At 59.7% G+C, this 21,195-nt stretch carries 25 protein-coding genes; 12 read left to right on the top strand and 13 right to left on the bottom strand.

Annotated features, from left to right (window positions below; translation table 11 throughout):
* Window position 1: 1 nt before the first annotated feature.
* Window positions 2–613: a superoxide dismutase gene (locus CKW07_RS11430; RefSeq protein ID WP_095144999.1), complete on the top strand. Its 612-nt coding sequence runs from the start codon at window positions 2–4 to the stop codon at window positions 611–613.
* Between the two features lie 31 nt (window positions 614–644).
* Window positions 645–1,538 carry a ZIP family metal transporter gene (locus CKW07_RS11425; RefSeq protein WP_095144998.1) on the top strand — a complete coding sequence of 298 codons (894 nt, stop codon included), beginning with the start codon at window positions 645–647 and terminating at the stop codon, window positions 1,536–1,538.
* A 43-nt stretch (window positions 1,539–1,581) separates the two neighbouring features.
* Here the strand turns inward: CKW07_RS11425 and CKW07_RS11420 are convergent, their stop codons facing one another.
* The 10 genes from CKW07_RS11420 to CKW07_RS11375 all read right to left on the bottom strand — a co-directional run bounded on the left by CKW07_RS11420 (window position 1,582) and on the right by CKW07_RS11375 (window position 8,636).
* Window positions 1,582–1,854, bottom strand: a complete 273-nt coding sequence (locus tag CKW07_RS11420; protein WP_095144997.1) for an HPr family phosphocarrier protein — start codon at window positions 1,852–1,854, stop codon at window positions 1,582–1,584.
* A 15-nt stretch (window positions 1,855–1,869) separates the two neighbouring features.
* Window positions 1,870–2,727, bottom strand: coding sequence for an RNase adapter RapZ (gene rapZ, locus CKW07_RS11415; protein ID WP_095144996.1), 858 nt, complete (start codon window positions 2,725–2,727; stop codon window positions 1,870–1,872).
* A 2-nt stretch (window positions 2,728–2,729) separates the two neighbouring features.
* Window positions 2,730–3,194, bottom strand: a complete 465-nt coding sequence (gene ptsN / locus CKW07_RS11410; protein ID WP_095077879.1) for a PTS IIA-like nitrogen regulatory protein PtsN — start codon at window positions 3,192–3,194, stop codon at window positions 2,730–2,732.
* A gap of 12 nt (window positions 3,195–3,206) precedes the next feature.
* A complete protein-coding gene (hpf, locus tag CKW07_RS11405; RefSeq protein ID WP_003178005.1) occupies window positions 3,207–3,515 on the bottom strand; it encodes a ribosome hibernation-promoting factor, HPF/YfiA family in 309 nt (102 codons plus the stop codon).
* Between the two features lie 106 nt (window positions 3,516–3,621).
* Window positions 3,622–5,115 (bottom strand): RNA polymerase factor sigma-54, encoded by a 1,494-nt coding sequence (locus tag CKW07_RS11400; RefSeq protein ID WP_095144995.1) that lies wholly within the window; start codon window positions 5,113–5,115, stop codon window positions 3,622–3,624.
* 181 nt (window positions 5,116–5,296) lie between these two features.
* Entirely contained in the window at window positions 5,297–6,022 is a 726-nt protein-coding gene (gene lptB / locus CKW07_RS11395; RefSeq protein WP_095144994.1) for an LPS export ABC transporter ATP-binding protein, read from the bottom strand.
* Window positions 6,023–6,571, bottom strand: a complete 549-nt coding sequence (gene lptA, locus CKW07_RS11390; RefSeq protein ID WP_095144993.1) for a lipopolysaccharide transport periplasmic protein LptA — start codon at window positions 6,569–6,571, stop codon at window positions 6,023–6,025.
* The gene (gene lptC, locus CKW07_RS11385) at window positions 6,558–7,130 is read right to left on the bottom strand and encodes an LPS export ABC transporter periplasmic protein LptC (protein ID WP_095144992.1); all 573 of its coding nucleotides are present in this window, start codon (window positions 7,128–7,130) and stop codon (window positions 6,558–6,560) included. Before lptC ends, lptA begins: the two co-directional genes overlap by 14 nt.
* Window positions 7,131–7,137: 7 nt before the next feature.
* Window positions 7,138–7,662, bottom strand: a complete 525-nt coding sequence (locus CKW07_RS11380) for an HAD family hydrolase (RefSeq protein WP_095144991.1) — start codon at window positions 7,660–7,662, stop codon at window positions 7,138–7,140.
* Window positions 7,662–8,636, bottom strand: coding sequence for a KpsF/GutQ family sugar-phosphate isomerase (locus CKW07_RS11375; protein WP_095144990.1), 975 nt, complete (start codon window positions 8,634–8,636; stop codon window positions 7,662–7,664). The genes CKW07_RS11380 and CKW07_RS11375 overlap by 1 nt, the downstream gene beginning before the upstream one ends.
* Before the next feature lie 277 nt (window positions 8,637–8,913).
* Between CKW07_RS11375 and CKW07_RS11370 the strand changes: the two genes are divergently transcribed.
* The 10 genes from CKW07_RS11370 (at window position 8,914) to hisC (ending at window position 16,876) form a co-directional block, all read left to right on the top strand.
* Window positions 8,914–9,723 carry an ATP-binding cassette domain-containing protein gene (locus CKW07_RS11370; protein WP_095144989.1) on the top strand — a complete coding sequence of 270 codons (810 nt, stop codon included), beginning with the start codon at window positions 8,914–8,916 and terminating at the stop codon, window positions 9,721–9,723.
* Window positions 9,723–10,520: a lipid asymmetry maintenance ABC transporter permease subunit MlaE gene (gene mlaE / locus CKW07_RS11365; RefSeq protein ID WP_095144988.1), complete on the top strand. Its 798-nt coding sequence runs from the start codon at window positions 9,723–9,725 to the stop codon at window positions 10,518–10,520. Before CKW07_RS11370 ends, mlaE begins: the two co-directional genes overlap by 1 nt.
* Window positions 10,520–10,987 (top strand): outer membrane lipid asymmetry maintenance protein MlaD, encoded by a 468-nt coding sequence (gene mlaD / locus CKW07_RS11360; protein ID WP_095144987.1) that lies wholly within the window; start codon window positions 10,520–10,522, stop codon window positions 10,985–10,987. Before mlaE ends, mlaD begins: the two co-directional genes overlap by 1 nt.
* An 11-nt stretch (window positions 10,988–10,998) precedes the next feature.
* Window positions 10,999–11,652, top strand: coding sequence for a phospholipid-binding protein MlaC (locus CKW07_RS11355; protein ID WP_095144986.1), 654 nt, complete (start codon window positions 10,999–11,001; stop codon window positions 11,650–11,652).
* Window positions 11,649–11,954, top strand: coding sequence for a lipid asymmetry maintenance protein MlaB (locus CKW07_RS11350; protein WP_095144985.1), 306 nt, complete (start codon window positions 11,649–11,651; stop codon window positions 11,952–11,954). Before CKW07_RS11355 ends, CKW07_RS11350 begins: the two co-directional genes overlap by 4 nt.
* Before the next feature lie 114 nt (window positions 11,955–12,068).
* Complete coding sequence (locus CKW07_RS11345; RefSeq protein WP_095077854.1) at window positions 12,069–12,320, top strand: BolA family protein; 252 nt, start codon at window positions 12,069–12,071, stop codon at window positions 12,318–12,320.
* A 22-nt stretch (window positions 12,321–12,342) separates the two neighbouring features.
* A complete protein-coding gene (murA, locus tag CKW07_RS11340; protein ID WP_095144984.1) occupies window positions 12,343–13,608 on the top strand; it encodes a UDP-N-acetylglucosamine 1-carboxyvinyltransferase in 1,266 nt (421 codons plus the stop codon).
* A gap of 125 nt (window positions 13,609–13,733) precedes the next feature.
* Window positions 13,734–14,369, top strand: a complete 636-nt coding sequence (gene hisG, locus CKW07_RS11335) for an ATP phosphoribosyltransferase (RefSeq protein ID WP_095144983.1) — start codon at window positions 13,734–13,736, stop codon at window positions 14,367–14,369.
* A gap of 126 nt (window positions 14,370–14,495) precedes the next feature.
* The gene (gene hisD / locus CKW07_RS11330; protein ID WP_095144982.1) at window positions 14,496–15,821 is read left to right on the top strand and encodes a histidinol dehydrogenase; all 1,326 of its coding nucleotides are present in this window, start codon (window positions 14,496–14,498) and stop codon (window positions 15,819–15,821) included.
* Window positions 15,822–15,823: 2 nt separating this feature from the next.
* Window positions 15,824–16,876 carry a histidinol-phosphate transaminase gene (gene hisC, locus CKW07_RS11325; protein ID WP_095144981.1) on the top strand — a complete coding sequence of 351 codons (1,053 nt, stop codon included), beginning with the start codon at window positions 15,824–15,826 and terminating at the stop codon, window positions 16,874–16,876.
* A gap of 148 nt (window positions 16,877–17,024) precedes the next feature.
* On the opposite strand, the gene CKW07_RS11320 is transcribed toward hisC, so the two are convergent.
* The 3 genes from CKW07_RS11320 to algW form a co-directional block, all read right to left on the bottom strand.
* Entirely contained in the window at window positions 17,025–17,753 is a 729-nt protein-coding gene (locus tag CKW07_RS11320) for a DUF4198 domain-containing protein (protein ID WP_095144980.1), read from the bottom strand.
* Between the two features lie 12 nt (window positions 17,754–17,765).
* Window positions 17,766–19,871 (bottom strand): TonB-dependent siderophore receptor, encoded by a 2,106-nt coding sequence (locus CKW07_RS11315; protein ID WP_095144979.1) that lies wholly within the window; start codon window positions 19,869–19,871, stop codon window positions 17,766–17,768.
* Between the two features lie 84 nt (window positions 19,872–19,955).
* On the bottom strand, window positions 19,956–21,110 hold the full coding sequence (algW, locus tag CKW07_RS11310; RefSeq protein ID WP_095144978.1) for a Do family serine endopeptidase AlgW: 1,155 nt from the start codon (window positions 21,108–21,110) through the stop codon (window positions 19,956–19,958).
* Window positions 21,111–21,195 lie beyond the last annotated feature (85 nt).

The raw sequence follows: 21,195 nt of genomic DNA, 5'->3' as shown, positions 1-21,195 counted from the left end.
AATGGCTTTTACCTTGCCGGCCCTGCCATACGCCTACGATGCACTGGAACCGCATATCGATGCGCAAACCATGGAAATCCATTACTCCAAGCACCATCAGACCTACATCAACAACCTCAATGCAGCCGTTGAAGGCACTGAATTTGCCGAGTGGCCGGTGGAGCGCCTGGTGGCCGGCGTTGCACAGTTGCCGGAAAACCTTCGGGCTGCCGTGATCAATCAAGGCGGCGGGCACGCTAACCATTCTCTGTTCTGGGCGGTCATGGTACCCAATGGCGGCGGCAAGCCAGAAGGCGAACTGGCCAAGGCCATCGACAAGCAACTGGGTGGTTTCGACAGCTTCAAGGACGCGTTCACCAAGGCAGCGTTGACGCGGTTCGGTAGCGGTTGGGCGTGGTTGAGTGTCACCCCGCACAAGACCCTGGTGGTGGAAAGCAGTGGTAACCAGGACAGTCCGTTGATGAGCGGTAATACGCCGATCCTCGGCCTGGACGTCTGGGAGCACGCCTATTACTTGTGTTATCAGAACCGTCGCCCTGAATACATCAATGCGTTCTATAACGTGATCCATTGGCCGGAGGTTGCCCGGCGCTACCAGGCAGCGCTGGTTTGAGTCCTCACAATAAAAAGAAATAAGGCCGACTATGGGCACTGAAATACTGGCGATCAGCAGTGGGCGAATGTTTCGTTATGCAGTGGGGGCGCTCTTGTTGTTGGCGGGCTCTACCTTGCTGGTTGCCCACGGCCTGGCGTGGCTGAGTCTTGAGCCAAAGTTGATGCGGGCGCTGCAAGGCGGGGCTATCTGTGCGCTGGGTACGGCCTTGGGTGCGGTGCCGGTACTGGTCATCCGCCGGATGCCGGTGGCGCTCAGTGATACTTTGCTGGGTTTTGGCGCCGGGGTCATGCTGGCCGCCACGGCGTTTTCGCTGATCGTGCCCGGTATCGCGGCGGCTGAAAGCCTGGGGCTGACACCCTGGGCGTCCAGCGGCTTGATTTGTCTCGGCATCATGCTGGGGGCGTTCGGACTGTTTGTGGTGGATCGCAAGGTGTCCGGTGCAACACCGCAGATGCTGGTCGGTACCCTGGAGCACCCGGTCGTCCCTCCGCGTATCTGGCTGTTCGTGTTTGCAATCATTGCTCATAACATCCCTGAAGGCATGGCGGTGGGTGTCTCGGCCGGTGGCGGTATGCCGGATGCCGACAGCCTCACCATGGGCATCGCGCTGCAGGACGTGCCGGAAGGGCTGGTGATTGCCTTGGTGTTGGCCGGGGCCGGGATGTCACGGGCCAGGTCATTTCTGATCGGCGCCGTATCAGGCCTGGTCGAGCCGGTTTTTGCGTTGCTGTGTGCCTGGTTGGTGAGCTTGGCCGAGGTCATCTTGCCGCTGGGCCTGGCGCTGGCGGCCGGCGCAATGCTGTTGGTGGTGACTCACGAAGTCATCCCTGAATCGCGTCGTAATGGTCACGACAAACTGGCCAGCCTTGGGTTGCTGGTAGGGTTCTGCCTGATGATGGTGATGGATACGGCGTTGGGTTGAGGTGTGGCGAGGGAGCAAGCTTGTTCGTCAAAAAGGCGTGCGCTTACTCGCCTTCGTCGAAGAAGTTGTTGATCAATGCCACCAGCGCGTCCAGTGCTTCCTGCTCTTGCTCACCTTCGGTTTTCAGATGGATTCTGGTGCCTTTGCCAGCCGCCAGCATCATCATCGCCATGATGCTTTTACCGTCGACCATGCTTTCGGGGCTGCGACCGGCCCTGATCTGGCAGGGATACTGACCTGCAACACCCACGAATTTAGCGGAAGCGCGGGCATGCAGACCCAGTTTGTTGATGATTTCAATTTCCAGAGCAGGCATCGCGGTGTGAATCCTTTAGCTAAGGTCGCGGTGGCGAACCTGGACGTTCTTCAAGGTTTTTTGCAGGAGTTGACCCAGGCGCTCGGTCAGGTAGACGGAGCGGTGATGCCCACCGGTACAGCCAATGCCAATAGTGACGTAGGCGCGATTACTTGCCGCAAAGCGGGGTAGCCATTTGAGCAGGTAGCTGGAAATGTCCTGGAACATTTCCTCAACATCCGGCTGGGCAGCCAGGTATTCGGCGACCGGCTGATCCAGCCCGGATTGTTCGCGCAGTTCTGGTTTCCAGTAAGGGTTGGGCAGGCAGCGCACATCGAATACCAGGTCGGCATCGACCGGCATGCCACGCTTGAACCCGAAAGACTCCACCAGGAAGGCGGTGCCTGGCTCGGGCTGGTTCAGCAGGCGCAGCTTGATGGTGTCACGAAGCTGGTAGAGGTTCAGGTTGGTCGTATTGACCTTGAGGTCCGCCAGATCGGCTATCGGCCCCAGCAGGGTGGTCTCATCCTGAATGGCTTCGGCCAGCGAGCGATTGGCGCTGCTCAGCGGATGGCGACGGCGGGTTTCCGAGAAGCGCTTGAGCAGGGTCTCTTCGTCGGCGTCCAGATACAGTACGTCGCATTTTATGTGCCGGGCGCGGACTTCTTCCAACAGCTCGGGGAAGCGCGTCAAGTGGCTGGGCAAGTTACGCGCGTCGATGGACACCGCCACCAGTGGCTGGGTCAATTCGTTGTGGATCAGGGCACGTTCGGCCAGTTCCGGCAGCAGGCCGGCTGGCAGGTTGTCAATGCAGTAATAGCCGTTGTCCTCCAGTACATCGAGGGCTGTGCTTTTACCGGAGCCGGAGCGGCCGCTGACGATGATCAGGCGCATGGTTAGTGACCGTTCTGCTCGTCCAGGACAACCTGATACAAGGCTTCGCTGCTGGTGGCGCTGCGCAAACGGTCGCGGACTTCCTTGCGGTCGAGCATGCTGGCGATCTGGCGTAGCAGTTCCAGGTGCGCATCGGTAGCTGCCTGGGGGACCAGCAGGACAAACAGCAGGTCGACCGGTGCGCCGTCGATAGCGTCGAAATCAATAGGCGCGTCCAGGTGCATCAAGGCGCTGATGGGCGACTCGCAACCTTTGAGACGGCAGTGGGGAATAGCGATGCCGTTGCCAAAACCGGTCGAGCCGAGTTTTTCACGGGCAATCAGGCTCTCGAAGACATCCTGCATCTCCAGCTCCGGGACTTCCCGGGCGATCAGGTTGGCAATCTGTTCAAGGGCGCGTTTTTTACTGCCGCCCGGCACGTTCACCAGGGAACGGCCGGGGGTCAGGATGCTTTCAAGTCGGATCATGGGTTTGGGGTGTTAACGACCGGTCGCGCCCTGAAGGAGGCTCTGGGTCTTTTCCTTATGCTTTTTGAGTTGGCGATCCAGCTTGTCGGTCAGCAGGTCGATGGCGGCATACATGTCCGTGTGCTCGGCATTGGCAACCACTTCTCCGCCGGGAATATGCAGCGTGGCTTCGATTTTCTGCAACAGCTTCTCGACATTCATCGTGACCTGCACGTTGGTGATCTTGTCGAAATGCCGCTCCAATCGGTCGAGTTTTTCGCCGATGTAGGTGCGCAGAGGTTCGGTCACTTCCAGTTGGTGTCCACTGATGTTGACTTGCATACAGCTTCTCCTTCGTTGCCAGTGCATAAGGCGGCAGGCTGAGTTGCCTGCCACTAGGATGTTTCCGAAAAATCGAATACACCCTGGAACGCGGTGGCGTGGCCCGTTACATCAATCGCTTGCGTTCGCTCGAAGGCGCGATCCCGAGGGACTCGCGGTACTTGGCGACGGTGCGGCGGGCTACCTGAATGCCTTGTGCCTCCAGTAAACCAGCGATCTTGCTGTCACTCAACGGCTTTTTCTGATTTTCCGCGGCAACCAGTTTTTTGATGATCGCGCGAATCGCTGTGGACGAGCATTCACCGCCTTCGGAGGTGCTGACGTGACTGGAGAAAAAGTATTTCAGTTCATAAATACCGCGTGGGGTATGCATGAATTTTTGCGTGGTCACCCGTGAAATGGTCGACTCGTGCATGCCGACGGCTTCCGCGATGTCGTGCAGGACCAGCGGCTTCATCGCCTCGTCGCCATACTCGAGAAAACCGCGCTGGTGCTCGACGATCTGGGTGGCAACTTTCATCAGGGTTTCGTTGCGGCTTTGCAGGCTCTTGATGAACCAGCGGGCCTCCTGCAACTGGTTGCGCATGAAGGTGTTGTCGGCGCTGGTGTCGGCACGGCGGACGAAGCCGGCGTACTGTGGGTTGACGCGCAGGCGCGGCACCGATTCCTGGTTGAGCTCCACCAGCCAGCGTTCGTTGTCCTTGCGTACGATGACGTCGGGCACCACGTACTCGGCTTCGCTGGACTCGATTTGCGAGCCCGGGCGCGGATTGAGGCTCTGTACCAGTTCGATGACCTGGCGCAGTTCGTCTTCCTTGAGCTTCATGCGGCGCATCAGCTGGCTGTAGTCGCGGCTGCCGAGCAAGTCGATGTAGTCGGTAACCAGGCGTTTGGCTTCGGCCAGCCAAGGGGTCTTGGCCGGCAACTGGCGCAATTGCAGCAGCAGGCATTCGCCCAGGTTGCGGGCGCCGATGCCGGCAGGCTCGAATTGCTGGATGCGGTGCAGGACGGCTTCGATTTCGTCCAGTTCGATGTCCAGCTCCGGGTCGAAGGCCTCGAGAATCTCTTCGAGGCTTTCGTCCAGGTAGCCCTGATTGTTGATGCAGTCGATCAGCGTGACGGCGATCAGACGATCGGTGTCGGACATCGGTGCCAGGTTCAACTGCCAGAGCAGGTGGCTCTGCAGGCTCTCGCCAGCCGATGTACGGGTGGTGAAGTCCCACTCGTCGTCATCGTTGCTGGGCAGGCTGCTGGCGCTGGTCTGGTAAACGTCTTCCCAGGCGGTGTCGACGGGGAGTTCGTTGGGAATGCGTTCGTTCCATTCACCCTCTTCAAGGTTGTCCACCGTGGGGGCGGTTTCCTGGTAGGAGGGTTCCTGGATCTCGGTGTTGGGTTTCTGCTCGATGTTGTCCGCCATTGGGTCGGCGTTATCGAAGTCGTCGCCGTCTTCCTGACGTTCGAGCATTGGATTGGATTCCAATGCTTCCTGGATTTCCTGTTGCAGGTCCAGGGTCGACAATTGGAGCAGGCGGATGGCCTGTTGCAGCTGCGGTGTCATCGTCAGCTGCTGGCCCATTCTCAAGACTAGCGATGGTTTCATGGCAGGGGCTTAACACCTTATTCGCCGGCGCACATGCGCCATCCACTACAGGGCGCCGAAGCGCCAAACATAAGCAAATTATATGCCTGAAACTGAAGTGTTTGCCTAGAGTGTCGAGACAATAAAAACATTCACGGCCGCATTGACATTACGCCCCGGCAACTCTCAGGCGCCTCAGCGCTTAGAGGCGGAACTCATGGCCCAGATAAACTTCCTTGACCAATTCGTTGGCCAGGATGGTTTCGGCGTCGCCTTCGGCGATCAGTTGGCCGTCGTTGACGATGTAGGCGGTTTCGCAGATGTCCAGGGTTTCGCGGACGTTGTGGTCCGTGATCAGTACACCAATGCCCTTGGCCTTGAGGTGGTGGATGATCTGCTTGATGTCACCTACCGAGATCGGGTCCACGCCGGCGAAGGGTTCGTCGAGCAGGATGAATTTCGGTGCCGTGGCCAGCGCGCGCGCGATTTCCACGCGGCGACGTTCACCGCCGGAAAGGCTCATGCCCAGGTTTTCACGGATATGGTTGATGTGGAATTCCTGAAGCAGGCTTTCCAGCTCTTTGCGGCGACCGGCCTTGTCGAGTTCCTTGCGGGTTTCGAGAATGGCCATGATGTTGTCGGCGACCGACAGTTTGCGGAAGATCGACGCTTCTTGCGGAAGATAGCCGATACCCGCCCGTGCACGACCGTGCATGGGTTGGTGGCTGACGTCCAGATCATCGATCAGCACGCGTCCCTGGTCGGCCTGGACCAGGCCCACGATCATGTAGAAACAGGTGGTCTTGCCAGCGCCGTTCGGGCCTAGCAAGCCGACAATCTGGCCGCTGTCGATGGACAGGCTGACGTCACGCACGACCTGGCGGCTCTTGTAGCTCTTGGCCAGATGCTGGGCTTTCAGAGTTGCCATTTAAGGGGCCTTTTGCTCGTCGGTTTTCTTTTTAGGCTGAATCACCATGTCGATGCGCGGGCGTTGTTCGGTGACCTTGCTACCCGTCGCGCGACCGGCGCTGGCGAGCTTTTTGTTGGTGTCGTAGACGATTTTCTCGCCTTGGGTGATGTTGCCATCCTTATCGACGACTTTGGCGCGATCGATCAGTACTACGCGGTCTTGCGAAGCGTGGTACTGGATAGTCACCCCATAGCCTTGGACAGGCTTGGTGTCGCCAGCCGTTTGCATCTGCTCGAAGTAGGCCAGGTTGCCCACCGAGGTTACGACGTCGATATCGCCAGCCGGTGTGCGAGTGATAGTCACGGTGTTGCCGGTGACCTTCATCGTGCCCTGGGTGATGATCACGTCACCTTTGTAGGTGGCGATGCCGTTCTTGTCGTCCAGCTGTGCGTCGTCGGCCTGAATGCGGATAGGTTGATCTCTATCGTTCGGCAGAGCCCAGGCGCTCACGCTTCCCAGTGCTGCGCCCAGACTGAGCAAAATAGGGAGGGTTTTAACGAGCCTCATACTGTCCTCTTACGTTCGATAGCAGGTGTATCCTGCTTTCTTTCAAATACGCTTTCATGCCGGTCCCCGTCGATACACCGCCAGCACCGTCGATTCTAACGGCTTGCTGGGTCTGCGCATATTGCTGCTGCGGGAATACGGTCATGCGGCTGCTGGTAATGATCATCGCGCGGTCCTTTTCGTCGGTGCGCGCAATGCGTACCGAGTCGATCAGTTCGACTTCGGTGCCGCCAGGGTTGACCTCGCCACGCTCACTCTGGACGTGCCAGGGGAACTCGGTGCCGCGATACAGCTGCAGGTCCGGCTTGGTTACCAGGGTCACATCGCTGGCCTTGACGTGCTCAACCTTGTCGGAGGTCATTTCGTACTGCAACTTGCCGTCGGGCAGGTACTGCACGCTATGGGCGTTGGTTGCATAGAAGTCGATCTCGCTCTCGTTGACCACCGTCACGGGCTTGTCGAGAAAACGTTCTGGACTGATGTTCCAATAGCCGACAGCCGCGAGCAGCGCGGCAATGGCTCCAAAAAACAATATGTTGCGAAACTTTTTGCTCAGCATAAGTGGCTCACAGGTACGCGGCGTTGGCGGCTTCAAGGTTGCCTTGGGCGCGTAGAATCAATTCGCAAAATTCGCGTGCTGCACCTTCGCCTCCGCGGGCAAGGGTAGTGCCGTGGGCGTGCTCACGAACGAAACTTGCAGCGTTGGCGACGGCCATGCCCAGGCCAACACGGCGAATCACCGGCAGGTCCGGCAGGTCGTCACCCAGATAGGCAACTTGCTCATAGCTTAGGCCCAGCTGCGCGAGAAGGCTGTCGAGTACGACCAGTTTGTCCTCGCGGCCTTGAAACAGGTGGGGAATCCCGAGGTTTTTTGCGCGCTTCTCGACGACCGGGGTCTTACGACCACTGATTATGGCCGTTGTTACACCCGTGGCCATCAACATTTTGATGCCCTGGCCGTCGAGGGTATTGAACGACTTGAATTCGCTGCCGTCTTCGAGGAAGTACAGGCGGCCATCGGTCAGGACACCATCGACGTCGAACACGGCCAGTTTGATGTTTTTGCCGCGTTGCAGCAGGTCGTTGTTCATTACATGACTCCCGCGCGCAGCAGGTCGGACAGGTTGAAGGCGCCGACGGGGCGATCCTCCTTGTCCACCACGACCAGTGCGTTGATTCTGTTGTCTTCCATGATTTTCAGGGCTTGGGCGGCCAGCATGTCGGCGCGGGCAGTCTTGCCGTGAGGGGTCATGACGGCGTCGATGGTGGTGTTGTGGATGTCGATGTTGCGATCCAGGGTGCGGCGCAGGTCGCCGTCGGTGAATATCCCGGCCAGTTTTCCGTCATCTTCCAGTACCGCGGTCATGCCCAGGCCCTTGCGGGTCATTTCCATCAATGCGTCTTTGAGCGGGGTGCCGCGCACGACGCAGGGCAACTCGTCCCCGGCGTGCATGACACTTTCCACCTTGAGCAGCAGGCGGCGACCCAGTGCGCCACCGGGGTGCGAAAAAGCGAAGTCTTCCGCCGTAAAGCCGCGGGCTTCCAGCAGGGCAACCGCCAGCGCGTCGCCCATGACCAGGGCGGCAGTCGTCGATGAGGTTGGCGCCAGGTTCAGCGGGCAGGCCTCATGTTCGACGTGGACATTGAGGTTGACCTCGGCGGCCTTGGCCAATGGCGAGTCAGGATTGCCGGTCAGGCTGATCAGCTGTATGCCCAGGCGCTTGATCAGTGGCAGCAGCGTGATGATTTCGTTGGTGGAGCCGGAGTTCGACAGCGCGAGAATGATGTCGTCGCGCGTGATCATGCCCATGTCGCCGTGACTGGCTTCGGCCGGGTGTACGAAGAATGCCGTGGTGCCGGTGCTGGCCAGGGTCGCGGCAATTTTACTGCCGATATGCCCGGATTTACCCATGCCGACCACTACCACGCGACCCTTGCCGGCCAGAATCAACTCGCACGCGCGTACGAAATCAGCGTCGATATGGGGCAGCAAGCCTTTTACGGCTTCGAGCTCGAGGCGGATGGTACGTTGTGCCGATTGAATCAGGTCGCTGGACTGGCTCATGTCTGAATTCGTTTAGCTGAGTGAAAAGGTGGCGATTATAGCGGTAATGGGCCATTCGCTCACGTTAGTTCGTCATGCTTTCTGCGGTCTGTGTCACGGGAACTCTCCGATTAGCGGCTATCAACCTTAATTGAAGCTGAATGCAGCGGTCTTCGTCCTTGGGCGCCAAGGGCGGGCAGTGATATAGTTCGTCGCCAGTTCGGCCTGCCCAGGCAGTATGTGCTCTCGCCAGAGATCGCAGCGTCCGAGTGAGAGGCTTGCATCGCAAGGAGTTTAGATGAGTGCCGATAACGCCTACGCGGTCGAGCTGAAGGGAGTGTCCTTCAAGCGCGGCGCGCGTAGCATTTTCAACAATGTCGATATTCGCATTCCACGCGGCAAGGTTACCGGCATCATGGGACCTTCCGGCTGCGGGAAAACCACGCTGTTGCGCCTGATGGGCGCGCAGTTGCGTCCTTCCGGTGGCGAAGTGTGGGTCAACGGGCAGAATTTGCCCCAGCTGTCGCGCAGCGATCTGTTCGATGCGCGCAAGCACATGGGCGTGCTGTTCCAGAGCGGTGCGCTGTTCACCGACCTTGATGTGTTCGAGAACGTCGCATTCCCGTTGCGTATTCATACCCAACTGCCGGAAGAAATGATCCGCGACATCGTATTGATGAAGCTGGAGGCAGTGGGCTTGCGTGGCGCAATCGAGTTGATGCCCGATGAGCTGTCCGGTGGCATGAAGCGTCGTGTGGCGCTCGCCCGCGCCATTGCCCTGGATCCGCGCATTCTCATGTACGACGAACCGTTTGTCGGCCAGGACCCTATCGCCATGGGCGTACTGGTACGCCTGATCCGTCTGCTCAACGACGCCCTGGGTATTACCAGCATCGTGGTTTCCCATGACCTGGCCGAAACCGCGAGCATTGCCGACTATCTGTATGTCGTCGGTGATGGGCAAGTGCTGGGGCAGGGCACTCCCGCCGAGCTGATGGATTCCGATAATCCGAGAATTCGCCAATTTATGAAAGGTGATCCGGACGGGCCGGTACCGTTCCACTTTCCAGCGACGGATTACCGCGCAGATCTTCTGGGGAAGCGCTGATGCGCAAGATTTCACTAATAGAAAGAGTTCGTCGATTCGGCCAGGCCGGCATCGACAGCGTCGCGGTCCTGGGTCGTTCATCGCTGTTCCTGTTTCACGCATTGCTCGGGCGCGGCAGCGTGGGCAGCGGTTTCAGCCTGTTGGTCAAGCAGTTGCATTCGGTCGGCGTCATGTCCCTGGTGATCATCGTGGTCTCCGGGATTTTCATCGGCATGGTGCTGGCGCTGCAGGGCTTCAACATTCTGTCCAGCTACGGCTCGGAGCAGGCGGTCGGGCAGATGGTGGCGCTGACCCTGCTGCGCGAGTTGGGGCCGGTGGTCACGGCATTGCTGTTCGCTGGGCGCGCGGGCTCCGCGTTGACCGCGGAAATCGGCAACATGAAGTCCACCGAGCAACTGTCCAGCCTGGAAATGATCGGTGTCGATCCGCTCAAGTACATCATTGCCCCCCGCCTGTGGGCGGGCTTCATCTCCCTGCCACTGCTGGCGATGATTTTCAGCGTGGTCGGAATCTGGGGCGGCTCCTGGGTGGCGGTAGACTGGCTGGGTGTGTATGAAGGCTCCTACTGGTCGAACATGCAAAACAGCGTGACGTTCAATGGTGACGTGCTCAACGGCATTATCAAAAGCATGGTCTTTGCCTTTGTCGTGACCTGGATCGCCGTATTCCAAGGCTATGACTGTGACCCCACCTCGGAAGGGATCAGTCGTGCCACCACCAAGACCGTGGTGTATGCCTCATTGGCTATCCTCGGCCTGGACTTTATTTTGACCGCCTTGATGTTTGGAGATTTCTGATGCAAAACCGCACCCTGGAAATCGGTGTCGGCCTTTTCTTGCTGGCTGGCATCCTGGCTTTACTGCTGCTTGCCCTGCGGGTCAGTGGACTGTCCCCTGTTTCGAGCACCGACAGCTATAAACTTTATGCCTATTTCGACAATATCGCCGGTTTGACGGTCAGATCCAAAGTGACCATGGCCGGTGTGACCATCGGCAAGGTCACGGCAATCGATCTGGACCGCGACAGCTTCACCGGTCGAGTGACGTTGGAGCTGGAGAAACGTGTAGATAATCTGCCGTCTGACTCCACGGCATCCATCCTCACCGCCGGTTTGCTGGGCGAGAAGTACATCGGTATCAGCGTTGGCGGTGAAGAGAGTCTGCTCAAGGATGGCCAGACCATCCATGACACGCAGTCGGCGCTGGTGCTCGAGGACCTGATCGGTAAATTCTTGCTCAATACCGTTAGTAAAGACGCCAAATGAGGAGTTTTTCCATGATCTCTACTTTGCGACGTAGCCTGTTTGTCTTGCTCGCGGCCTTGCCGCTGATGGCTAACGCCGTGGCTGCGCCTTCGGCGCACGAGCTGGTACAGGATACGACCAACCGGTTGCTCGCAGACCTTGCGACCAACAAAGAGAAGTACAGGCAGGATCCGAAGGACTTTTATGCTGCGTTGAACAGCATTGTCGGGCCCGTGGTGGATGCCGAGGGCATTTCCAAGAGCATCATGACGGTCAAGTACTCGCGCAAGGCCACGCCTGCGCAGATGAAGACCTTTGAAGAGAACTTCAAGACCGGCCTGTTCCAGTTCTATGGCAACGCTTTGCTCGAGTACAACAACCAGGGCATCGTCGTCGAGCCAGCCAAGGATGAGTCGGGTAACCGCACCAGCGTTGGCATGACCGTCAAGGGTAGCAATGGCTCGATCTATCCTGTGTCCTACACACTCGAGAAGATCAATGGCGAGTGGAAGCTGCGCAACGTGATCATCAACGGCATCAATATTGGCAAACTGTTCCGTGACCAGTTCGCCGACGCGATGCAGCGCAATGGCAACGACCTGGACAAGACCATCAATGGTTGGGCCGGTGAAGTCGCCAAAGCCAAGGCAAACACTGAACAGACCGCCGAGAAGCAAGCGCAATGAGTGAGTCGGCCGTCCGTATGGGGGACGCCGGTGAGCTGATGCTCAGTGGCGTACTCGATTACCGCACCGGCCCGGAACTGCGCAAGCAGGGCCAGGCCTTGATCAAGTCCAGTACCTCGCCAGCCGTGGTGCTGGATTGCTCGGGCGTGGAGAAGTCCAGCAGCGTCGGTTTGTCGTTGCTGATGGCTTTCATGCGCGACGCGGCAGCCGGTGGCAAGGCAGTGAGTGTCCGTGCATTGCCGGATGACATGCGTGAAATCGCTCAGGTCTCTGGTTTGACCGGGATTTTGGCGCACCCTTAACTAACATCTATAAAAAGGCCCCCCGTCAGAGTCCTGCCATGCGGGGTTCGCAGGCGCGGGGCTTTTTTGTATGATGTCCGACCCGTGCGCACAGGGCGCCGATTGAGGTTGAGCATGCAGGCCAACGAAGTGAAGAGCTTCCTTGAGGGAAAGCTGTCCGAGACTCTTTTATCCGTACAGGTAGAAGTTGAGGGCGAAGGCTGCAACTTTCAGCTGAACGTGATTAGCGATGAACTGGTGGCTTTGAGCCCGGTCAAGCGTCAACAGAGCATCTATGCCCATTTGAACCCATGGATCGCTGATGGCAGCATCCACGCGGTCACTATGAAATTTTTCAGCAGCGCGGCCTGGGCCGAGCGCACCTGAGCCCAAGGGCGTCGAGATTCTTATGGATAAATTGATTATTACCGGCGGCGTTCGTCTTGATGGCGAAATCCGCATCTCCGGGGCAAAGAACTCTGCCCTGCCGATTCTGGCGGCAACGCTGCTGTGTGACGGCCCGGTGACGGTCGCCAACCTGCCGCACCTGCACGACATCACCACCATGATCGAACTGTTCGGTCGCATGGGCATTGAGCCTGTGATCGACGAGAAGCTCAGCGTCGAAATCGACCCGCGCACCATCAAGACCCTGATCGCACCGTACGAACTGGTGAAAACCATGCGTGCCTCGATCCTGGTGCTGGGCCCTATGGTTGCGCGTTTCGGTGAAGCCGAAGTTGCCCTGCCTGGCGGTTGCGCCATCGGTTCGCGTCCGGTCGACCTGCACATCCGTGGCCTTGAAGCCATGGGCGCGACCATCGACGTCGAAGGCGGCTACATCAAGGCCAAGGCACCGGAAGGCGGCTTGCGTGGTGCACACTTCTTCTTCGATACCGTCAGCGTGACCGGTACCGAGAACATCATGATGGCGGCCGCTCTGGCCAACGGTCGCAGCGTTCTGGCAAACGCCGCTCGCGAGCCTGAAGTCGTCGACCTGGCGAACTTCCTCAACGCCATGGGCGCCAAGGTCCAGGGTGCCGGCACCGACACCATCACCATCGACGGCGTACCGCGCTTGCACTCGGCGGTCTACAAAGTCATGCCGGACCGTATTGAAACCGGTACGTACCTGGTCGCCGCTGCCGTGACTGGCGGTCGCGTGAAGGTCAAGGACACGGATCCGACCATTCTGGAAGCCGTTCTGGAAAAGCTTCGTGAGTCGGGTGCTGAAGTCACCACCGGCGAAGACTGGATCGAGCTGAACATGCACGGCAAGCGGCCAAAAGCTGTTAACGTGCGTACGGCTCCCTACCCGGCATTCCCGACTGACATGCAGGCGCAGTTCATCTCCCTCAACGCGATTGCCGAAGGCACTGGCGCGGTGATCGAGACGATCTTCGAAAACCGCTTCATGCACGTCTACGAACTGCATCGCATGGGTGCTCACATCCAGGTCGAAGGCAACACCGCCATTGTCACCGGTATCGAAAAACTCAAGGGCGCGCCAGTAATGGCTACCGACCTGCGGGCTTCGGCCAGCCTGGTGATTTCGGCACTGATCGCCGAAGGCGACACCCTGATCGATCGCATCTACCATATTGACCGTGGCTACGAGTGCATCGAAGAGAAGTTGCAGATGCTGGGCGCGAAGATCCGCCGCGTACCGGGCTAGTCCCTGCGTCAAGGGCACAGGGAAGTGCCCACAGATTGATTGAAGTCGAGCCTGTTTCAGGCTCGGCCTGTGTCCGGCGCCGTTTGCGACCGGGCATCGTTGCCTGATAAGGACTGACGTTTCCCATGTTGACCATCGCACTGTCCAAGGGCCGCATCCTCGACGACACCCTGCCGCTTCTGGCTGAAGCGGGCATCGTGCCGACCGAGAATCCGGACAAGAGCCGCAAGCTGATCATCCCCACGACCCAGGCCGACGTGCGCTTGTTGATCGTGCGTGCCACCGATGTGCCGACCTACGTCGAGCATGGTGCCGCTGACCTGGGCGTCGCCGGTAAAGATGTGCTGATGGAATACGGCGGCCAGGGCCTGTACGAGCCACTGGACCTGCAGATCGCCCAGTGCAAGTTGATGACTGCCGGTAAAGTTGGCGCGATCGAGCCCAAGGGCCGTCTGCGTATTGCCACCAAATTCGTCAATGTTGCCAAGCGTTACTATGCCGAGCAGGGCCGTCAGGTCGACATCATCAAGCTTTACGGCTCGATGGAGCTGGCGCCGTTGATTGGTCTGGCGGACAAGATCATCGACGTGGTCGATACCGGTAACACGCTGCGGGCCAATGGCCTGGAGCCACAGGATTTCATTGCGGCCATCAGCTCCCGGCTGATCGTCAACAAAGCTTCGATGAAAATGCAGCACGCCCGAATCCAGGCGTTGATCGACACCCTGCGCAAGGCAGTGGAGTCTCGACACCGCGGCTGATTCACCTGCGCGACGTTAAGTTGCGCCCGTCTATCCGCCTCATAGCCAGAATTCTCAGGTGCCCAAGCGGAAACGACGGCTAAGTTAGGGCGCCTGAGTTTTTGCCAATCCTATGAGGCTCTCGCTATGACCGCACCGACTGCAATTCGCCGACTCAACGCTGCTGACCCGGATTTCGCGCATCATCTGGATCATCTGCTGAGCTGGGAAAGTGTGTCTGACGACTCGGTCAATCAGCGAGTGCTGGACATCATCAAGGCGGTGCGTGAGCGTGGCGATGCCGCGCTGGTTGAGTTCACCCAGAAGTTCGATGGCCTGCAGGTTGCCTCGATGGCGGACCTGATCCTGCCACGCGAACGTCTGGAGCTGGCACTGACCCGCATTACCGTGCCCCAGCGCGAAGCCCTGGAAAAAGCAGCCGCCCGGGTGCGCAGCTACCACGAAAAACAAAAGCAGGACTCCTGGACCTACACCGAAGCCGACGGCACGGTACTGGGCCAGAAGGTCACGCCACTGGACCGCGCCGGCTTGTACGTGCCTGGCGGCAAGGCGTCCTATCCGTCCTCGGTGTTGATGAACGCGATTCCGGCCAAGGTGGCCGGCGTGACCGAAGTGGTCATGGTGGTGCCGACCCCGCGTGGTGAGGTCAACGAACTGGTGCTGGCGGCGGCGTGCATCGCGGGCGTCGACCGGGTGTTCACCATTGGCGGCGCGCAAGCCGTGGCGGCGCTGGCCTACGGCACCGAAAGCGTGCCGAAGGTCGACAAGGTCGTCGGCCCTGGCAACATCTATGTGGCCACTGCCAAGCGTCATGTGTTTGGCCAGGTGGGCATCGACATGATCGCCGGTCCGTCTGAAATCCTCGTGGTATGCGACGGCCAGACCGATCCTGACTGGATTGCGATGGACCTGTTCTCCCAGGCCGAGCACGACGAAGACGCCCAGGCGATTCTGGTCAGCCCCGATGCCGGGTTCCTCGACCAGGTGGCGGCGAGCATCGCCAGGCTGTTGCCGACCATGGAACGTGCCCAGATCATCGAAACCTCGATCAATGGCCGTGGTGCGCTGATCCAGGTGCGTGACATGCAGCAAGCCATCGAGGTGGCCAATCGCATTGCGCCGGAGCACCTCGAACTGTCGGTCGCCGATCCTCAAGCCTGGCTGCCGCAGATTCGCCACGCCGGGGCGATCTTCATGGGGCGCCACACCAGCGAAGCCTTGGGCGACTACTGCGCCGGCCCCAACCACGTGTTGCCGACCTCTGGCACCGCGCGTTTCTCTTCGCCGCTGGGGGTGTATGACTTCCAGAAGCGTTCGTCGATCATCTTCTGCTCCGAGGCAGGCGCTTCGGAACTGGGCAAGACGGCTTCCGTGCTGGCCCGTGGCGAATCGCTGACGGCCCACGCCCGCAGCGCCGAATACCGCATCGTTGACGACAAAGAAGGAAACTGAATATGAGTAAATTCTGGAGTTCGTTCGTCAAGGATCTGGTGCCCTATGTGCCGGGCGAACAGCCGAAGCTGGCGAAACTGGTCAAGCTCAACACCAACGAAAACCCCTACGGTCCATCCCCCAAGGCACTGGCGGCGATGCAGACCGAGCTCAACGACAATCTGCGTCTGTATCCGGACCCCAACAGCGACCTGCTCAAGCAGGCCGTGGCCAGGTACTACGGCGTGCAGGGCAATCAGGTATTCCTCGGCAACGGTTCCGATGAAGTCCTGGCGCACATCTTCCACGGGTTGCTGCAACACGATCAGCCGCTGCTGTTCCCGGACATCAGCTACAGCTTCTACCCGGTCTACTGTGGGTTGTACGGCATCAAATTCGACGCGGTGCCGTTGGACGAGCAGTTCCAGATCAATCCGGCGGACTACGCCAGGCCCAACGGCGGGATCATCTTCCCCAACCCGAATGCACCGACCGGTTGCCTGCTGGCGCTGGACGCCGTGGAGCAGATCCTCAAGGCCAGCCCTGATTCGGTGGTCGTGGTCGATGAAGCCTACATCGACTTCGGCGGTGAAACCGCGATCAGTCTGGTCGATCGCTACCCGAACCTGCTGGTGACCCAGACCCTGTCCAAATCACGCTCGCTGGCGGGTTTGCGTGTGGGCCTGGCGGTGGGGCATCCGGACCTGATCGAGGCGCTGGAGCGGATCAAGAACAGCTTCAACTCGTATCCGCTGGATCGCCTGGCTATCGTCGGCGCGGCCGCTGCCTTTGATGATCGCGAGTACTTCGACAAGACCTGTCGACGGGTGATCGACAGTCGCGAGCAGGTGGTTGCGCAACTGCAGGAGAAGGGCTTTGACGTGCTGCCGTCGGCGGCGAACTTCATTTTCGCCCGCCATCCTCGGCACGACGCTGCTGGCCTGGCGGCGAAGTTGCGCGAGCAGGGCGTGATCGTTCGTCACTTCAAGCAAGAGCGGATCGCCCAGTTCCTGCGCATTACCATCGGCACGCCAGAGCAGAACCAGGCGTTGATCGACGCGCTTGGCGACCTGTAGATCGCTATGACGGATCGTTCCCGCGCGCTTGCGTGGGAGCTTCCCGTGACGCTCCACGTCACAATGGGCGCGCAGCGTCCATGGCGGCATTCCCACGCAGGGCGTGGAACAATCATGAGTGACCTCATCGCGAGCAAGGGCGGGTGTGCTACTCGTGATGCGGTTCGCCCAGGAACGTCAGTGAGCTGAACAAGCCGCGCGTCGCCACATCCGGATTGTCTTTGAGCTGGACCTCCACCTGCGCCGCTATCACATTCAGCCCTTCATTTCGCACCACTAGCTGTGCCCGGCCATCCTTGTCGGTTTCGGTACTCAAGGTGTTCGGCGCGTTGCGGTAGTCGCCGATCAGCTTCACCCCAGCGGCCGGTTTGCCGTCCAGTAGCACGCGCACTGGCAATGATTGGCCAGGCCCCACCGTCAGCGGATCAACCTCTGGCAAGATCAGCAGCTTCAGTTGATCAAGCGCGGGCAACTTCGCCCCCGGCTGATAGATCGCCAGGCTGTACTTGAACGTCTGGGTCGACTCGACGGCCCCCGGCACGTTGCTGCGTCCTTCGTTGACCCACTTTTTGTCCGCCGTCTGCGACCACATGCCGTTGTCCAGCGCCACGGCCAACACCGCCGGCGGTTTGAGCGGCTGCAGGCGGGCGTGATCCACCAGGCGCTGTACGGTGACGGGAATCATTTTGCCGGTGATGTCATACGCCCAGGCGCCGCTGACTTTCCGGGCCTTGAAAGCATTGTCCTCGGCACCGTGGCCGTAGATGACTTCGATGTTGCCACGGCGTTGTTCGGTCCACAGGCCATGAGCCGAGACCTGAGCGCTGAGCAGTGCGCCGATCAGCCCCAGCAGGACCAGTGATTTAGCGTGTTGCATGGTGATTTCCTTTTACAGATTGAGTGTCAGGCTGACGGTGAAGTTGCGCGGCTCGCCGGGGTTGACCCAGTAGTTGCTGTAAGAGCGCTCGTAGTACCGTTCATCAAAGAGGTTGTTCAGGTTCAGCCCCAACGTGACGCGGTCGCTGGCCTGGTAATGGGCCAGCAGGTCGACGGTCTGGTAAGCCGGCAGTTCGAAGTCGCTACCGGCTTCGCCCGAGCGATCACCGACATAGGTGTAGGCGGCACCGATGTCCGAGCCACGCAATGCGCCGTCTTGAAACTGGTAGACAGCCAACAGGCTACCGCTGCGCTTGGCCACCCCGAGAATCCGGCTGCCAGTGGGAATGACCGGATCGCCTTGGGTCACCTCGGCATCGATGTACGCCAGGGCACCGATCAGTCGTATGGCCTCCGAGAGTTGTCCGCTCACCTGCAGATCGAAACCCTGGCTGCGGGCCTTGCCCATTGCCCGGTAGGTATCGGTGGCCGGATCGAGGGCCAGGACGTTTTCTTTTTCGATGTGGAAGGCGGCGAGGGTGCTGCTCAGGCGATCCTCGAACAGCTCACTCTTGAGGCCGACCTCGTAGCCGACGCCTTCCTGCGGAGCAAAGGACTTGCCCGCGGCGTCCAGGCCGTTGTTCGGCTTGAACGAGGTCGAGGCGTTGGCGAACAGGCCGTGCTGTGGTGTCAGCTGATAGAGCAGGCCGGCGCGTTGGGTCAGGGCGTCGTGGTCTTGCCGGCTGCGGTTGCCGAGTACCTGATCGTCGATGGTTTGCTCGAAATGCTCCAGGCGCACCCCCAGAATGCCGCGCAGGCGTTCGCTGAATACGATCTGGTCCTGAAGGTTGAGGGCTCGGCTTTCGACCTGCTCGAAGAAGTCCGGACCCGTGCGTTTGCCGTCTGGTTTTGGCTGACCATAAACCGGGTTGTAGATGTCGATCGCATAGGGGCCGCCAGCGAGGGTGGTCACTCGTTCGTTCTTGCGCAGGTTCTCGTATTCGCTGCCGATCAACAGTTCGTGCTGCCAACTGCCGATGTCGAACAGACCCCGCAATTCGAGCTGGGTGATGCTGTCGTGCCACCGGGTATCGCGCTCACGGTAGCGGCGGTTGACGGTGTGCAGGTCGGCGTTCAGGGGGCGTGTTTCCGAGGCATGTCCCCAGAGCTTGCCGTCTTTGTAGTGGCTGGCCAGGCGTAGCTTCCAGGTGTCGTTGAGGTGATGGTCGAGGGTCGCCTGCAGCAGGTTGTTGTGGTTGTCGATGTTGCCGTCATTGGGTTCGCCGAGGAAGGTCGAACGCTTGACCCCGCTCCAACGGTTGTTCGGCGCCACGATGCCGCGGTCGAAGGTTGAACTGTGGCGGACGATTTCGCTTTCCAGCAGCAGGTTGGTGTCGGGATTGAGTTGCCAACTGAGCGAAGGCGCGAGGAACACACGCTGGCTATCCACGTGATCGCGGAAGCTGTGGTTGTCCTCGACGGCCAGGTTGATCCGCGACAGCACCTCGCCCTGAGGGTCGAGGGGGGTATTGACGTCCAGAGCAGTGCGATAGCGATCCCAGCTGCCGGCGCGGGTCTGCAAGGTGCTGAAGGCTTCTGGCTGGGGTTTCTTGGTGACGATGTTGACCGTGCCGCCGGGATCGCCGCGCCCGTAAAGGCTGGCGGCAGGCCCCTTGAGTACCTCGATGCGTTCGACATTGGCGGCATCTGGAGTGCTTGGGTAGCCGCGGTTGGCGGCGAAACCGTCCTTGTAGAACTCCGAGGTGGTGAAGCCGCGCACACTGTACTCATAAAGCGTCAGGCCGCCGAAATCGTTCTGTTTCGAGACGCCGCCGGCAAACTCCAGCGCCCGCTCGATGTCGTTGCTGCCCAGGTCCTGGAGGACGCTGGCGGGGATCACGCTGATGGACTGGGGGATATCACGAATGGCCGTGTCGGTTTTGGTCGCACTGGCAGAGCGAGTCGCGCGATAGCCCTTGACCGGTCCTGTGGCGGACTCGTACTCGGAGCTGACGCTGATGGCGTCCAGTTCCAGAGGGCGGGGTTCTTCGGCAAGTGCCGGATTCCCCAGCAGGCCGAGTGCAAGGCCTGCCAGGGAAGCGGTTTTTCGAGACGGCATGAGATCGTTCCAATAGTGATATTGGAACAATATAACATTGCTGATGAGAGTGCATGCTTTAACCCGGCATGGCCGGGTCAATGCTTACTCTTCTTTGGCGATCGGGGCTGGGGGGGGCCGCAGGCCGATTTCCGCAGTCAGCTCAAGTTCCTTGCCATTGCGGATGACCTGGATACTGACCTTGTCGGTCGGCTTGATCCGTGCCACCTGGTTCATCGAACGACGGCCATCACCGGCGGGTTCGCCATCGATGCTGAGGATCACGTCGCCCAATTGCAGGCCGGCTTTTTGTGCCGGGCCATCACGGAAAATCCCGGCAACGACAATGCCCGGTCGCCCCGACAGGCCAAACGACTCCGCCAATTCCTGGCTCAGGGGTTGCACTTCAATGCCCAGCCAGCCGCGAATCACCTGGCCGTGCTCGATGATCGACTTCATCACTTCCATGGCCAGCTTGATCGGAATCGCAAAGCCGATACCTTGTGAGCCGCCGGACTTGGAGAAAATCGCCGTGTTGATGCCGGTCAGGTTGCCGTTGGCATCCACCAGCGCGCCGCCGGAGTTGCCCGGGTTGATCGCGGCATCGGTCTGGATGAAGTCTTCGTAGTTGTTCAGGCCCAACTGATTGCGCCCGGTGGCGCTGATGATGCCCATGGTCACGGTCTGGCCGACGCCGAACGGGTTGCCGATGGCCAGCGCAACGTCGCCGACCCGGATGCTTTCCGAGCGGCCGACCGTGATCGATGGCAGGTGCTTCAAGTCGATTTTCAGCACCGCGAGGTCGGTTTCCGGATCGCTGCCGATGACGCGAGCCAGGGTTTCACGACCATCCTTGAGTGCGACCACGATCTGGTCGGCGCCGGAGGTGACGTGGTTGTTGGTCAGCAAATAGCCTTCCGGGCTCATGATCACGCCGGAACCGAGGCTCGACTCCATGCGTTTCTGTTTGGGCGCGTTGTCACCGAAGAAGCGTCGGAACTGTGGGTCTTCAAACAGAGGGTGAGTGGTCTTGTTGACCACTTTGGTGGTGTAGAGGTTGACCACCGCGGGTGCCGCGATGACCACCGCATCGGCGTAGGACACCTGTCCATGTTGGTTCAGAGTCGTTTGCGGGGCCTGCTGAAGATTCACATCCTGGCTCGGTAGCCCGACCCATTGCGGGTAACGCTGGATAATCAGCAACGCAATCAGCACGCCGGCCAACAGCGGCCAGCCAAAAAAACGCAGACCCTTGAGCATTGAACAAATCCTGGGAGGTTACGACGGGCCAACCACGGCCCATAATGTTGCGCATTATACGAGGCCGCGCGCGCCTCTGAACGGG

Source organism: Pseudomonas sp. Irchel s3b6 (genome assembly GCF_900187415.1).
Lineage (GTDB): Bacteria > Pseudomonadota > Gammaproteobacteria > Pseudomonadales > Pseudomonadaceae > Aquipseudomonas.
This window is presented reverse-complemented; position numbering and strand designations above follow the sequence as displayed.

Excerpts from the sequence above, each read along its gene's own strand:
- ptsN (WP_095077879.1), bottom strand. The coding sequence starts at position 3,194 with ATGATCCGACTTGAAAGCATCCTGACCCCCGGCCGTTCCCTGGTGAAC.
- hpf (WP_003178005.1), bottom strand. The coding sequence starts at position 3,515 with ATGCAAGTCAACATCAGTGGACACCAACTGGAAGTGACCGAACCTCTG.
- CKW07_RS11425 (WP_095144998.1), top strand. The coding sequence starts at position 645 with ATGGGCACTGAAATACTGGCGATCAGCAGTGGGCGAATGTTTCGTTAT.
- CKW07_RS11375 (WP_095144990.1), bottom strand. The coding sequence starts at position 8,636 with ATGAGCCAGTCCAGCGACCTGATTCAATCGGCACAACGTACCATCCGC.
- hisD (WP_095144982.1), top strand. The coding sequence starts at position 14,496 with ATGACCGCACCGACTGCAATTCGCCGACTCAACGCTGCTGACCCGGAT.
- mlaD (WP_095144987.1), top strand. The coding sequence starts at position 10,520 with ATGCAAAACCGCACCCTGGAAATCGGTGTCGGCCTTTTCTTGCTGGCT.
- rapZ (WP_095144996.1), bottom strand. The coding sequence starts at position 2,727 with ATGCGCCTGATCATCGTCAGCGGCCGCTCCGGCTCCGGTAAAAGCACA.
- mlaE (WP_095144988.1), top strand. The coding sequence starts at position 9,723 with ATGCGCAAGATTTCACTAATAGAAAGAGTTCGTCGATTCGGCCAGGCC.
- lptA (WP_095144993.1), bottom strand. The coding sequence starts at position 6,571 with ATGAGGCTCGTTAAAACCCTCCCTATTTTGCTCAGTCTGGGCGCAGCA.
- CKW07_RS11355 (WP_095144986.1), top strand. The coding sequence starts at position 10,999 with ATGATCTCTACTTTGCGACGTAGCCTGTTTGTCTTGCTCGCGGCCTTG.
- CKW07_RS11420 (WP_095144997.1), bottom strand. The coding sequence starts at position 1,854 with ATGCCTGCTCTGGAAATTGAAATCATCAACAAACTGGGTCTGCATGCC.
- CKW07_RS11315 (WP_095144979.1), bottom strand. The coding sequence starts at position 19,871 with ATGCCGTCTCGAAAAACCGCTTCCCTGGCAGGCCTTGCACTCGGCCTG.
- lptB (WP_095144994.1), bottom strand. The coding sequence starts at position 6,022 with ATGGCAACTCTGAAAGCCCAGCATCTGGCCAAGAGCTACAAGAGCCGC.
- CKW07_RS11430 (WP_095144999.1), top strand. The coding sequence starts at position 2 with ATGGCTTTTACCTTGCCGGCCCTGCCATACGCCTACGATGCACTGGAA.
- lptC (WP_095144992.1), bottom strand. The coding sequence starts at position 7,130 with ATGCTGAGCAAAAAGTTTCGCAACATATTGTTTTTTGGAGCCATTGCC.
- hisC (WP_095144981.1), top strand. The coding sequence starts at position 15,824 with ATGAGTAAATTCTGGAGTTCGTTCGTCAAGGATCTGGTGCCCTATGTG.
- CKW07_RS11400 (WP_095144995.1), bottom strand. The coding sequence starts at position 5,115 with ATGAAACCATCGCTAGTCTTGAGAATGGGCCAGCAGCTGACGATGACA.
- CKW07_RS11350 (WP_095144985.1), top strand. The coding sequence starts at position 11,649 with ATGAGTGAGTCGGCCGTCCGTATGGGGGACGCCGGTGAGCTGATGCTC.
- algW (WP_095144978.1), bottom strand. The coding sequence starts at position 21,110 with ATGCTCAAGGGTCTGCGTTTTTTTGGCTGGCCGCTGTTGGCCGGCGTG.
- CKW07_RS11345 (WP_095077854.1), top strand. The coding sequence starts at position 12,069 with ATGCAGGCCAACGAAGTGAAGAGCTTCCTTGAGGGAAAGCTGTCCGAG.
- hisG (WP_095144983.1), top strand. The coding sequence starts at position 13,734 with ATGTTGACCATCGCACTGTCCAAGGGCCGCATCCTCGACGACACCCTG.
- CKW07_RS11320 (WP_095144980.1), bottom strand. The coding sequence starts at position 17,753 with ATGCAACACGCTAAATCACTGGTCCTGCTGGGGCTGATCGGCGCACTG.
- CKW07_RS11380 (WP_095144991.1), bottom strand. The coding sequence starts at position 7,662 with ATGAACAACGACCTGCTGCAACGCGGCAAAAACATCAAACTGGCCGTG.
- murA (WP_095144984.1), top strand. The coding sequence starts at position 12,343 with ATGGATAAATTGATTATTACCGGCGGCGTTCGTCTTGATGGCGAAATC.
- CKW07_RS11370 (WP_095144989.1), top strand. The coding sequence starts at position 8,914 with ATGAGTGCCGATAACGCCTACGCGGTCGAGCTGAAGGGAGTGTCCTTC.